General features: G+C 70.2%; 9 protein-coding genes and 1 pseudogene. 8 read left to right on the forward strand and 2 right to left on the reverse strand.

All coding sequences use genetic code 11. From position 1 onward, the window contains the following. Positions 1-46: 46 nt before the first annotated feature. The 3 genes and pseudogenes from HCC78_RS34635 to HCC78_RS29650 all read left to right on the forward strand — a co-directional run. Positions 47-229 (forward strand): annotated as a pseudogene (locus HCC78_RS34635) (ATP-binding protein); the annotation flags it as partial. A 77-nt stretch (positions 230-306) separates the two neighbouring features. Then, a complete protein-coding gene (locus HCC78_RS34640) occupies positions 307-816 on the forward strand; it encodes an ATP-binding protein (RefSeq protein ID WP_305848703.1) in 510 nt (169 codons plus the stop codon). A gap of 777 nt (positions 817-1593) precedes the next feature. Then, on the forward strand, positions 1594-2556 hold the full coding sequence (locus tag HCC78_RS29650; RefSeq protein ID WP_172332355.1) for a ParB/RepB/Spo0J family partition protein: 963 nt from the start codon (positions 1594-1596) through the stop codon (positions 2554-2556). Positions 2557-2658: 102 nt separating this feature from the next. On the opposite strand, the gene HCC78_RS29655 is transcribed toward HCC78_RS29650, so the two are convergent. Further along, on the reverse strand, positions 2659-3891 hold the full coding sequence (locus tag HCC78_RS29655) for a hypothetical protein (protein ID WP_172332356.1): 1233 nt from the start codon (positions 3889-3891) through the stop codon (positions 2659-2661). A gap of 136 nt (positions 3892-4027) precedes the next feature. On the opposite strand from HCC78_RS29655, the gene HCC78_RS29660 reads away from it, so the two are divergent. The 3 genes from HCC78_RS29660 (at position 4028) to HCC78_RS29670 (ending at position 10231) form a co-directional block, all read left to right on the forward strand. After that, positions 4028-4558 carry a hypothetical protein gene (locus HCC78_RS29660; RefSeq protein WP_172332357.1) on the forward strand — a complete coding sequence of 177 codons (531 nt, stop codon included), beginning with the start codon at positions 4028-4030 and terminating at the stop codon, positions 4556-4558. A 523-nt stretch (positions 4559-5081) separates the two neighbouring features. After that, the gene (locus tag HCC78_RS29665) at positions 5082-7160 is read left to right on the forward strand and encodes a hypothetical protein (RefSeq protein ID WP_172332358.1); all 2079 of its coding nucleotides are present in this window, start codon (positions 5082-5084) and stop codon (positions 7158-7160) included. A 143-nt stretch (positions 7161-7303) separates the two neighbouring features. Next, on the forward strand, positions 7304-10231 hold the full coding sequence (locus HCC78_RS29670) for a site-specific integrase (RefSeq protein ID WP_172332359.1): 2928 nt from the start codon (positions 7304-7306) through the stop codon (positions 10229-10231). Positions 10232-10389: 158 nt separating this feature from the next. On the opposite strand, the gene HCC78_RS29675 is transcribed toward HCC78_RS29670, so the two are convergent. After that, positions 10390-11595 carry a hypothetical protein gene (locus tag HCC78_RS29675; protein WP_172332360.1) on the reverse strand — a complete coding sequence of 402 codons (1206 nt, stop codon included), beginning with the start codon at positions 11593-11595 and terminating at the stop codon, positions 10390-10392. A gap of 197 nt (positions 11596-11792) precedes the next feature. Here HCC78_RS29675 and HCC78_RS29680 point away from each other — a divergent pair, with 197 nt between their 5' ends. Both HCC78_RS29680 and HCC78_RS29685 read left to right on the forward strand, forming a co-directional pair. Continuing rightward, positions 11793-12389, forward strand: coding sequence for a S24 family peptidase (locus tag HCC78_RS29680; protein WP_172332361.1), 597 nt, complete (start codon positions 11793-11795; stop codon positions 12387-12389). Positions 12390-12411: 22 nt separating this feature from the next. Beyond that, positions 12412-12582 carry a hypothetical protein gene (locus HCC78_RS29685; protein WP_172332362.1) on the forward strand — a complete coding sequence of 57 codons (171 nt, stop codon included), beginning with the start codon at positions 12412-12414 and terminating at the stop codon, positions 12580-12582. Positions 12583-12869 lie beyond the last annotated feature (287 nt).

The following is a 12869-nucleotide window of genomic DNA, read 5'->3' on the forward strand; positions in this document are numbered from 1 at the left end:
GCTCACTGCGCTGCGCCTGCCCAGCATCCTGCGCCACTGGCCTGCGCTGGCCGGGCGTGCCGATGCCGAAGGCTGGCCAGCGTCCCGCTTTCTCGCTGCCCTGGCCGAAATCGAGCTCGCCGATCGCGACGCACGGCGCATCCAGCGCCACCTGCGCGAGTCCGGGCTGCCCGGGGGAAAGACGCTCGCCACCTTCGACTTCAAGGCCCTGGCGGGTGTCCCGCGGGCCCGCATCGAGGCGCTCGCCGCCGGGGACTGGATCGAGACCGGCGCCAACCTGATCGCCATCCGCTGCCCGGCAGGCGAATGCATGCATTCGCCGAAAGGGGAAACTCCGGCGTCGGCAAGACCCATGTCCTCTGCGCCATCGGGCATGCCCTCGTCGAGGCCGGACGGCGCGTCCTCTACACCCGCACCGCCGACATGGTGCAGGGGCTCCAGGCCGCCCGCCGCGATCTCGCCCTCGAGGCTGCCTTGGCCAGGCTCGACAAGTTCGACCTGATCATTCTCGATGACATCACCTATGCGCAGAAGGACCAGGCTGAGAGCTCCGTGCTCTTCGAGCTGATCGCCAGGCGCTACGAGACCCGGAGCCTCGCCATCGCCGCCAACCAGCCCTTCAGCGCCTGGGGCAGCGTCTTTCCCGACCAGGCCGTCACCGTCGCCGCGATCGACAGGCTCATCCACCATGCAACCATCCTCGAGATGAACGGCGACAGTTACCGTCGGCGGGCCGCCGCATCCGGGCAATCACCCGTGGCTGTCGCTCCGCCGACAGCCTCCAGCGACAAGCTCGAGGAGGAAAGCGCCCAGTAGAATCAACGAAGAACGCAGCGGTCAAAACCGGCCAAGGAGGTTGTCGGTAGCGGCCAAGGAGGTTGACGCTCTACAGGACCGGCTCGGGCAGCAGCCCGGGCTCGGCGGGACGGCCGAATTTCGTGGGGGCACGATCGCGCAGGAACTGCATCGCGCCTTGGCGCCGGATGGGGCTGTCGGGCGCGCTCCCGGCGGCGTCGGCCGCCCCTTGAAGGTGCCGATCCGGAAGGTGGCCTGCGGACTGGCCTGGGCGGGCACTTGGAGCAGGCGGGTCCGCGACCGTCGGCGGCCGGGTCTTGCCGCGGGGCTCGGACGGGAGCGAGGTTGCGGATGCGGCCGAGCCCGCGCTGCAGCGGCAGGGCGGCGGCATGCCTGCAGTTCCAGCCCGCCGGGCAGGCGCAACCGCCTTCGCCCCGGCTGCGACCGGGAAGAGCAGTCTGCGCGCCAGCGTCGCCAGCGAACTGGTCCGTCAGCCGGATCGCCATGGGCACCTCCTGCCTGGTCCCTTTCCATGGAGCTTCCTGCCGTGCAGGAGAGGGGGAGTGGCTGGCTCCTTCCCTGGCAGCGGAACGGAGGCTCGTCCCGCGCCCAGTGTGCAGAAAAAGTACTCCGGGAAACATTTTTCTGAAGCGTTGACATGGAGTTACGTGTTTCTGGATACTAGCTTCAACTTGGCCTGATTCGTCCTGCAGCCCGCTGGCAACGCGCAGAACCCGTCCGCACGGGCTCTGTCGGCGCGTCAGCCGCACGGGTGGATCGCCGACAGGGAGAGCCGCCATGAGCAAGAGCAAGGATGCCGCGTTCGGCGACCTCCTGTCGGGACTGGAGGGGCAGCCGGAGGCTGCAAAGGCCGCCGGGCCAGACAAGCGCCGGAAGCGGAAGTCGTCGGCGGCCGGGGCAGGGTCCATCCTGCTGGTCGATCCGGCTGCGTGCCGGATCTGGGCAGGGCACAACCGCAGTTATGGCCTGCTGGACGAGGAAGCCTGCAGCGACCTCATTGCCGGCATCCGCGCTCAGGGCTGCCAGGAGTTTCCCGCGATCGTGCGGGAGGTGCAGGATGGCGGGGCGGATGGTCAGGCCTACGAGGTGATCTGCGGTGCGCGGCGGCATTTCGCGGTCGCGTGGCTGCGGGAAAATGGCCATACGGAAATGCAGTTCCTGGTCGAGCTCCGGGACCTCGGCGACGAGGAGGCCTTCCGTTTGGCTGATGTGGAGAACCGTCACCGCCGGGACATCAGCGACTACGAGCGCGCGTGCAGCTATGCCGTTGCGCTGGAGCGCTACTACGGCGGCACGCAGTCCGTCATGGCCAGGCGTCTGGAAGTCAGCGAGAGCTGGCTGTCGCGCCGCTTGGCCCTGGCGCGTCTCCCGGAAGAAATCGTGGCGGCCTACGCCTCGATCCGCGACATCCTCGAGGTGCATGCGCGGCAGCTGGCGCCGCTCCTATCTGATCCGGGCGTCAGGAAGAAAGTGCTGGCCGTCGCAAGGGACATGGCGGCCGAGAAGGCCGAGGGGACGGCGAGGACCGGAGCGCAGGTCCTGGCGGCACTGCTGGCGCCGGCGCGGCCGCCTGCCGCCGAGCTTCCGGCTCCGAAGGTTTACGGGCCGAGCGCGGCGGCCGGCATTGCCGCGATCCCGAGGGGCCGCAAGCTGGTGCTGGAAGTGCCGCCCGAAATATCCCGCGCAGAGTTCGATGCGGCCATCCGGGAATTTGTCCGGGACCGCTTCGGGGACGCTTGAGAGGGCGCATGTCTTGCCACATGGCAAGACATTTGGAAAACGCAATTCCAGGACCGCCTGCGGCGTCCCGCCGGTGGCCGCTTTTGCGCCGCAATTGTGGGCTCAGGGCTGCAGGTCCAGCGGGTATTGCAATGCGTCATGGCTGCGCTGCAGAAGCGGGATCGCATGCGCAGAGAAGCGCGTTGCTCCTGTCTCCTCCAGGCCGCGGATGAGTTCCTTGGTGCGTTGCCGTGCCTTGTCCAGCTGTGTGGCAGCCAGGCCCGGCGCTTCGCCCCGCTTGATCTGCTGTTCGAGCTCCCACAAGCGTTGCCGTTGATCGGCGACGAAGGCTGCGGCACGTTCTTCGGCGCTGCCGGAGAGAGCATTGTCCAGCTGGGCAGCACGGTCGCGCAGGAAATTTTGGCAGTGGCGATCGATCATGGCCTGTGCCGTAACCTGACCGGCAAGATCTGCAAGCTGGTCCTTCTTGAGAAAGGCGTCGATCTGGGCAAGATAGGCCCGGGATGCCATTGGCGCGCCGCCGCTGCTGTCGGCTTTGGGTTCCTTGCGCCACTGGGAAAAATCCATTTTTTCGCCTTTCGCGATGCCGTGCCCCATTGCGCTGACGGCGCCACAGGCCAGCACGGCGAGGCTGGCGAACCCTCCGGCCATGTCCAGGACAATCGGGCGTCCGAGCGCCTGGAAATCCTGTAGCGCGACCACGAGGATCCCGGCCCGCTTGTCTTCGTGGAGCCCGAACCCGCCGACACGGAGCCAAAGCTGGCCGAATGGCAGATCCGCGAGAGCGGAGATGACCTGCTTGCGCCAGGCATGCTCGCGCACGCGGGCGAGCGGCGCCAGGACCGGATAGTCGATGGAGACATGCGCGCATCCCAGCCGATCGAGCGCCGCGCGCAGCTGGCGGCAGCCGTCCGCGTCGACCGGCAGCCAGGGCTCTCCCGTGCCGCCGAGCAGATGCGTGGGGGCGAGCACCGTGTGGACATGGTGCGCGGCGGCGAACTGCGCCATGCTCAGGATGAGGTCGTCGTTCCTGCTGCGGCTGAAATCTTCCGGCGTCCAGGGGCGGTCACGGTTGGCCCAGGGCAGCTTGTCCTTGCCGGCAAAGCGGCCGGGTGCCGCGGTTTCCGCTACGTTGAGGTCGAGCACGATCTCGCAGGTCCGGTTCGTCGCGAGGCGCTCGGCAACGCTTGCTTTCCCATGCAGATAGGATGCGTCGAGGACGAGCCGTGTCCATCGCGGGTCGGCGCCGAACATGGCGCGCTTGGTCTTCTCATCCAAGTGGAGATAGGCCGGCAATCCGCCCGTGTCGTGGTCCTGCACCTGCGCGCGTTCCATGTTTGTTCGCTCTGGATGGATTTGGGCATCGATCGCGTGGCCTGCAAGCCTATGGTTTCCAAAACGAAGTTAATTTCCCGAATTTAATCTCGAGTAGCCGCGACCTTGACAATACCGGCAGCGGGAGCGCCTCATCATGCCCATGGCGGCAGGCTGGAAACCGGAAGATGTCCGAATTGCGGATGCGGCGGAACTGCCGCTCCATCCGGCTGCGCGACCCGCCTTCGAGGCCTGGAGCAGGGCATGGACGTGCTGTGCCGGCCATGAGACGGCCGCGCGGGGCGCGGTGGTTGCCATTGCCGCCATGGCCCCGGAAGGGCCTGCGGTCGTCGGCGGGTTCGGGGCCTACCTGCGCGCCCTGGCGGGGGAGGAGGGCGTGCTCGCGGTTGTCCTGCCCTTCGCGGCCGAAGCGGCGGTTCTGGAGATGGCGCGGGCGGAGTTGGCGATCTTGCTCCGTGCTGCATCCCTCCCTGCCGCAATGGCTGGCGAGATTTCCCGGACCCTTGCCGGGATGAGTGCCGATATCCCGGCCGGTGAGGCCGGGGCACGGGATGCGGGCAGCCGACCGGATGGCCCTCCGCCCTTCCGTGCCCCGCGCGCGGCCGAGGGCACCCAGTTCGAGCGTGCTGTCGCGAAATTCCGGGCGTCCCTGGCAGGACCGCCCTGAAGCGCTATCCTGCCGGGTCCACATGTACCGGTATTCAGAAACGTGCGGCACCTCCTGGCGGCAATGTCGCAGTATTTGAGCATGTTGCGTTTGGAGGGGCTATCCCGATTTCCCCATGTCTACCGGTATTGGGTTCGGGGCGGTCCCGCGCGGGCGTCCCGTTGTGCCGCCCGGGGCGCTATCCGGATCGGCCTCCATGTACCGGTATTCAATTGGGGCGCTATCCGGATGGCCGGGCATGTACCGGTATTGAACGGGCTGGCCGTCCATGCTCAGCTGGAGTCGAGCCACAGCAGCGAGGATGCGGGCGATGCCGGGACCGGAGAATTTTTCCCATCCCCTGTTCGGGGCGGTGCCGCGGTCCGCGTGCCGCGCGCTCCATGCCGAGGCAAGGCGCCTTCTCGGACTACTGCCGGAAGGGTCCGGCGGAGCCCGGGCTGGGGCCATGGCCCGGCTCGATGCCCTGTGCGGCGGGGAAGCGGAGGCTGCGGCCGGCCCCGCCGAGGCGGATCATGCAGATCAGTTGCGGCGTGTTCGCCATCTGCAGCCGGGCGGCCAGGTCGACAGGCTGCGGATTGCCCAGGCCGTCGCCGCCAGGGCCCCGGGCCGGGGCGTGGAGGCCGGGCCGGACCGTCTCGGCGCCTGGGTGCTGGCCGCGATGCTGCAGCGCCTGGAGGGAGACCCGGCAGAGAACCGCATCTTTGCCGCCGCGGACGGGTACCGCCGCCTGAGGACGAAAAGGCCGGAGGTCCTGGACGGGATCGGCGCGGGCGCGGCGCGGGACTTCCCTGCAGTGCTCGAAACGCTCGTCGCGGCCAGGGAGGGCATGCCCTCGGCGGAAGGCCCGGCAGGATCGCCGCGCCGCTGGCTCGGGGCGCTCTGCACCCTGTTCGACGGCGTGGTCCATGACCGCGCCGCAATCCACCGCCGGTTCGAAGGCAGTCCGGGCAGAGTTGTGCTCCGGCGGACATCGGCCGGAGGACCGGAGGATGTCCTCGAATGGGGAGATGACCTCGGGCGGGAAGCCGAGGACAGGCTGGGGACGCCCGGAGCGACAGCGGCCGCGGACGCGCCCCGCAACACGCGCCATGTCACCCGGCCGGAAAAGTCCTTCGATGCCCTGGCGCAGGACCGGGTCTGGACCGCGACGGCAGCTGCGGTGACGGCAACGCGGGGCCTGGCCCTGCCTGCCGAGCACGATGTCCTGACCGGTCACGAGGCCCGGGTCCTTCTCGGCGCGGCACGGGGAAGTCCCGGGGACCCCGGACTGCAGGCCGCCGCGCTGTCGCTGATCTACGGCCGGAGTGTTGACCGGCTGCTGTCGGCTTTCGGCAGCGCGGGCGAGGGGCTCGTCATCGAGGACGGGGACAGCGATGACGATTGCGTCGCCGGACCGGAGGAGAGCGGGGAATGGGTGAAGGTGGGCGAGACAGTCGTGCTGGAGGCCGCGGTCCACCTGCCGCCTTTCAAGATCGGCGCGCAGGAGGCTGCGGATCTCGGCTTGGCTTCCGACGGGACGGAGCGCTTCCGTCTTGGCTGTCCGGCCGGTTTTGCACCGGGCACCCTTCTGGGACTCGCGCCGGGCATGGCGGACCTGTCGCTGCGCCGCCTCCGGGACCGCGTTGCCCGGCCCTATGCGCGCGGCCGGGTTTCCGGCTGGCTGGCGGCCTGGCTGCGCCGGGCCGGGGCGGATCCCGCGGTGACCGGAGCCCTGTGCGGCCATGATCCGGGCAACCATGCCCAGATGCACTACACCGCCCTGTCCACGGACCTGCTGCTCGGCTGGTGGGAGCGCGCGCTGCGCGAGGGGCTGGGGCTCGCGCCGCCCGAGCGCGTGCCTCAGCCTGCCCCGGTCGTCGGCTCGCGCGCCCGTCTGCCGCGCGAGCTCCTGCGGCTCGCCTTCGGGGAACTGGCGCAGGACATCGCGGAACTCGGGGCGCTTTGCAGGGACGGGCAAGGACCCGGTCTTGCCGCAGCCGCCGAGGCGCATAACCTGTTCGCGACCTACACGCTGGAACTCCTGATGTTTGCCACCGGGCACCGGCCGGTCGGCGCGCCCTTCGAGAGGGCAGGAGATTACGACCTGCCCACGGCCATGATGTGGATCTCCGACAAGGCGACCCGCGGCGGTCCCTCCTCGCGCATGGTGGCGCTTCCGCCCGCAGCGGTTGCGCAGCTCCGGCACTGGGAGGCGCATCTGGGGGCGCTTGCGGAGGTGCTTTCGCCGCTCTGTCCCGTCTTGGTGCGGGACCGTCTTGCGCCGCTTCTCAAGCAGCGGTCCGGCGGGTCCCCGCCGCCGCTCTTCTTCTTCCTCGACGGGACAGGGCAGGTTGTCGAGCCCGATCACGCGGCGATCCTGAAGCACCGGGCCACGGTGCTGCCGGTCCAGGACAACGCTGCGCGGCATTTGCTGCGCAGCCATCTGGTCACCGCGGGCGTGGCGCCGAATGCGATCGACGCGGCTTTCGGCCATGCGAGGCTGGGAGAGGAGGCGCTGAGCGCAAGTTCGGCCTTCCGGATCCAGGAACTGCGCGCCGTTGCCGGTGCGGCCCAGGACCTGCTCGGCGAGCTTGGCCTGGCGCCCTTGCGGAGCCCGCTTTGAGCGTCCCGGCTGCACAGGTCCCGGGGCGGGACCGGCGCGCGGGAGAGCGGCGGGCGCGGCTGGCAGAGGTTGCCCGGACGCTGATAGGGGCCAAGCTGTCCTGGCTGCGTGGAGAGGCTCCTCCGCCGCCGGAAGCGGATGCCATGATCGAGGCCATGCGCCAGGAGCTTCGGCGGCGCGTAAGCAGCGCGGCCGACGCTGCAGTCGTGACGGATATCCTGCACGAGGCAGTGGATGCCTGGAACATTGCGAATCCGCTCGCGCCGGTGGCACCGCCCCCGGCGATCACTCCGGTGCGCGCGGAAGATCACGATTGGGCCCCCCGGAAACTGGACCGGCTGCGCCGCTGGCGCCCGTTCGGCGAGGCGCTGGCAGCGCGGCTCGGCCAGCGGGATCCGGCGGCTTCCCCGGCAGAGCGTGCCGGCGTCGTGCTGGCCTCGGCCGTCCGGCATGGCGGTCTGGCCGACATGCGCGCCCTCGCCGCGCTGGCGCTCTGGCTCGCGGATCCGCAGGCACGGTTCGGCCAGGCTCCCGGGCTTCCGCTGTGGATCGACCTGTTCATGCGTGGTCCGGAGGAGGGCAGCCCGGAAGCCGGCAATGGCCGCCGCGCGAAGCTCTGGGAGCGCCGCCTCGCGATCACCAGCGGCGAGGACGCGGCCGGCCCCTATGCGCTGCGCCGCTGGTTCGTGGACCCGGACAGCCTTGCGGCGATCGCCGCCTGGACCGAGTCCGGACCGGACGCCGGGGATTTCGCGGACCTGCGCGACGCCGCCGGCAGCCTGGCCGGGATTTCCGGCCTGATCGCACGGGGTCTTGGGTTCGGTTCGACGCCGCTGGCATTGACCGTGCTGATCGATGGCGCCCTGGCCGAGCTCGAGCTGGCTGCGCCGGCCATGGACCGGGCCGCGATTGCGGTTGCGCGGGGGCGCCAGCCCAGCTTCTCTCCCACGCCCGAAAGCTGGTCCGCCGCGCTGGGGGCCGTCCTGGACCTGGTGCCGGACGCCGTGCCGCTGCCGGTTCTGGCGGCGGCGCCCGGCCGGCCCCCCCGCGAGGCGCCGGAGGAGGACCGGAAGGCCAGCCTGTCCTTTGCCGTGCTGAACCGGATCCTCGCCAGCATCAGGCCCGACGTCGGCACGGATCTGTCCGCGGAGCCCGGCCGCAACCCGGACGCCCTCCTGACGCAGCGGCTGGAGGCTGCCGACAGCAGCTGGTGGACGCCCGCCTGCCTCCTGCTGCGCGACTGGTATCTCGCGGAGCTAGGCCGCGGGATCAAGGCGCCTTCCGTCCAGCGCTACCACCACGCCGTGGCGCTGCGCCTGGCCGCCGTGGCGGGGGCGTTCGACCCGCAGCATGCGGAGGCGGGAGAGCTGGCGGACCTCTATTCCGCCGTGATCGACAGCGACATCCGCAGCGAGCGCGAGCGGGGCTACCTGCGCCGCGTCTTGCGCCGCGTCCACGATTGGGCGGAAGCGTGCGGCCGCGTGTCCGGCGGCGTGCCGCCGGAGGTGTTCGAGGCGGAGGGCGTTGCCACCCGGGTTCGGGCGTTGATCGTTCCGGCCGCAGCGATCCTCGCCGTCCGATGTGCCATCCGGACCCATCCGGACCTTGGCGCGGACGAGCGCCTGGCGATCGAGGCGCTGCTGATCCTGCAATGGCGGGCCGGGCTGCGGATCGGGGAAGCCTGCAAGGCCCGGGCCACGGATCTCGAACGGACGGACCGGGATCCGGTGCTGTTCATTGTCCGGACGCCTTTCGGCGGCAACAAGACGGCCTGGGCGCGGCGCGGCGTCCGGCCCTTCGCGCTCATGACGGAGGAGGAGGCGTCCGTGTTCCGGTCCTGGCTGGACCGGCGCTCGGCGTTTCCGGCGGAGGGTCCGCTGTTCGGCGTGGCGGGGCCGGACGGCCTCGCGCCGTTCAGCCCGGCGGGCCTGGGCAGGCTGCTCGGCGAGCTTCTCGGGGAAGCCGGCGGCTGCGGCGCCAGCGGCCACACGCTGCGCCATGCGGCGCTCACGCATCTGCACCGGGCAATCTGGGAGGCGCGCCTGCCGCATCCGCATCCGCTCGTGGATCGCGCCGCGCTCCGCATCCGGCTGTCCGGCTGGACGGCGGCGGAGGCCGCGCGCGCGGCGGACAGCGTCGCCCCCCTGTCGATGCCGCGGGATGCCTGGCGTGCGCTGTCCCGGCATGCGGGACATCGCGGCCCGTCCATCACCAGCCAGTCCTATGTCCATGGCTGGGATCTCGCGATCTTCGAGGGGTGCGCGCGGCGCTGCAGCGCATCGGAGTACGACGCTCTGGCACGGAGGCTGGCGGCGCGGCTGAGCCCGCTAGAGCCCGGTCGCCTGCCGACCGGAGGGCTTGATGCGGTGCCCGGCGCCGCGGGGGCGTGGACGCCCTTGCGGTTCGCACAGCTGCTGGAGAAGCTCGACGGGGGCGAGATGACGGAGGCCGGCATTGCGGCGCAGCTTGGCATGGCGGGGGATGTCGCGGCGTCGTTCGGCGCGGCGCGGGCGCTCGCCGCGATGAAGACGCGGAGGGGAAGCCCGCGGCTTCTGCCGCCCGGCGCGGAAGGCAGGCTCGCGCCGCACTGGCCGCGCAGCCGGGCGGAAAGGCGCGAGGCCCGTCTGCTCATGGAGGAGTTCTGGAACCTCCGCGGCAGTCTCGGCGCAGATCTTGCCTGGTGGCTTGCAAAGGTCCTGCTGTCGGCCACCCGGTCCAACACCGGCATCCGGCTCGGCACCCCGGAAGAGCTCCGGCGCTGCCTGGAGATTCTGGAGCGGCTGCCGAGGAAGCGGCGCTGGAGCCTGCATCTGGAAGTGCCGGCGGGCGTTGGCGGCATGGACCCCTGGCTGGAGGTGGCCGGGGAAAGTGTTCCCTGCCGTGCAAAGCGGGGCATCCGCTCCGTCATTGCAGTGCTGCGGCTGCCGCGGCCGGATTTCGAGGACGGGGAGACGGGCCTTGCGCGCATTTCCGGAGACTACGCGTCGGGCGCGCCGGTGACGGCGGCCCATGCCCTGGCGATTGCGCTCGCGCTCGGCCCGGAGGACCTCGAGCGGGCGCTCGGCCGCTAGGGCATTCCGGCATGGGATCGCAGGCTGGAACGGACAGTGCCCGCACGGAATTGCGCTGCCTGCGCCCATGGACCGGGGCATTGCCAGATCTTGCCACGTGGCAAGACTTTCCGCGAGCTTCGCTGCCGGCGCTCTCCGGGGCGGCCTGGGCGCCCGGATCAGCCGCCGGATTGTTCCGCGTTGCCGGGCATCAGGTTCGGCACATCGGCATAGGTCTTTCCGGCGAGGAGGCGGCGGACCTGCTCCGGGCTGGCGCGGCGGCGGTCGACGCCGTCGAGCTTCTCCGCGATCTTTTCCGGGCTCCAGCCGCAGGCATGCCAGATCCGGGCGAAGGTGATCTGGAGCTGCGACAGCCGGTCCCCGCGCCCGCAGGTCACCCCGATTCGGTAGGCCAGGTTCTCCGCCCAGAGCCGCGCGATTGCGGAGGCGTCGGGCACGCAGCCCTCCAGCCGCGCCGCGAGCATCTCCTTCAGCGCGGCGTCATAGGCCTCCTCGACCGCGCCCGGCTCGGGCGGGGCGCTGCTGCCGCGCCGCCACTGCGCGATGAACTTCATCCCCGCCTCGCCGCCCGGGATCATGTTCAGCCCGCGCGCATGGATGGGGAAGAGCGAGCGGTCCTCGATCTCGATCTCCTCCAGCCGCATCGCTTCGGCGCGGGTGACCCCGGCGCGGAGGATCTCGTGTTCGGTCTTCGCCACCGCGAAGAAGGTGCCGCGCAGCGCCTGGTGGAACAGCGTGCCGCTCCCGGCACGGGCGGCGCGGCGGTGCTCGGCCAGGCGCTTGGCCCAGCTGCGGCTGGTCAGGCCGGTATAGACAAGGCCCGTCCCGGCATAGGCCGCCCAGGGCAGGACCGGCTCTGCGCCCGGCCGCATCGGCGCGACCGGCATCGGGGTGGCGCTGGGATAAAGATGGTGGCGGTAGATCTGGTAGCCGCCGGGGCGCAGCGTTATGTCCTCGAGATCGCGCAGGGCGTAGCCGAGCGGCAGGATGTGCCCGGTCTGGATGCCGCCGGCGGCCACGGTGACGATCAGGTGGCAGCCGGTGTAGCGCGCGGCTGGGCGGGCAGCATGGGGCAGGATCTCGATGCGCGCGGCCTGCGCCTTGCGCAGCGGGCGGCCCTCTTCGGGGACCACGATCAGCCGCAGGTCGTGGAGGGGCAGGGGCGCGCCGCCGAGCCGGTCCGTTCCGAATGTCTCGCGCGAGCCCATCGCGTTCGAGACCTGCGCCAGCGCGGCGGCGCCGTCGAGCAGCCCGGGCTGGAGCCTGTCCACCTCGGCGAGTTTCGCTTCGAGCGCGGCGTAGAGGTTTGGGTGGAGCGGGAAGAGCAGGTGCTCGAAGGCGTCGCGGGAGAAGCGTCTGGGCATTGGGGCCTCGTTTTCTCTGGAGTGCAGGGAAGGGAAAATCGGGATGAACTGGCTTGCAGCGTCGGTGCAAAAATCATCGGGAATTGCCCGAAACAGAAATAGGATAATTCCTACGTAGTGCGGGATAAGCCCAAATTGCAAGTCTCCGATTCGGGAAATATCCCGAACCAGGGGTGACGATGCGCTTTTCCGAGATCGTGAGACAGAGACTGGCCGAGCTGGGGCTCAACGTGAACCAGGCGGAGATGCTTTACGGGTTCCGGACAGGATACCTGCGCAGCGCGGTGCGGCAGGATGCCAAGGAGGCAAGCCCGACGCTCGAGCGGGCGGAGGCGATCTGCGCGGCGCTGGGACTGGAACTCTATGTCGGACCGCCGCGCGTGGAGGCTCCGCCGTCAGCGGAGCAGGGCGAGTTTCTGGTGCTTCCCATGCCGGAGTCTGCCGGACCAGGGCCTGCTTCCCTTGGCCTGCCGCGCGGCTGGCTGGAGGCAAAAGGCGTGGGCGAGCCGGTGCTTCTGTGCTCCGGCGACGCGGGGATGTCTCCGTTTCTGCCGGAGGGAGGGGCGGTGCTGGCCGACGGGGCGGATCGCCGCCCTGGAGCGGCTGCGGCCATTTTCGCTCTCCGGCGGAACGGCCGCGTGCTGATCCGGCGGCTGAGCGTGGGGGAAGACTGGCTGCTCCTGCGTCCGGACAACCCGTCCATGGAGGCCGAGGTCCTGCCCCGTGCGGCGGCGGGAGCAGGCGTGACGGTTCTGGGCCGCGTCCGGGCCGTTTTCGCGCCGGTGCCGGAATGAAGTTTTCTCTGGAACGGGGCGGTTGTTCCCCGGTGGCTTCCATGCGGAGCTGGCCAATGTCAGTGCCCCGATCTGCGCTCGGGAAGCTCTGGCCTGCCGCATTCAGCCGCCGCGCCTGGCTGCGGCGATCCTGTCGATCCCTTTTGCCGTCTACCTTTCCTTTTTGCCCGGCATGGTGATCTGCCGGCGGTGAGCTCAATACAGAGGGTCTTGATCGCGGGCAGCCGCAGATCGTTGAGCATGATGCCGAGGCGTGCCCCGTCGACGGCATGGGAGGGCATGCGCATTCTCCTTCCGGCTGTGCCTGCCCGACAAGCAACTGGTAGCTGTCGAGCGAGCCCTGCATCACCGTGATCGTCGGCAGGTCCTCCGGTACGGGGGCTAGATCCCATGATCGCTCTGCAAGGCGACTAGGTCGGCGGCCTCTCCCGCGGCATTCTGCATGCGAGGGTTGCTCCGGATGACCCGGCGCCGAGCCTC

This window comes from Mangrovicoccus sp. HB161399 (assembly GCF_013184745.1).
In the GTDB taxonomy this organism is placed as follows: Bacteria; Pseudomonadota; Alphaproteobacteria; order Rhodobacterales; family Rhodobacteraceae; genus Mangrovicoccus.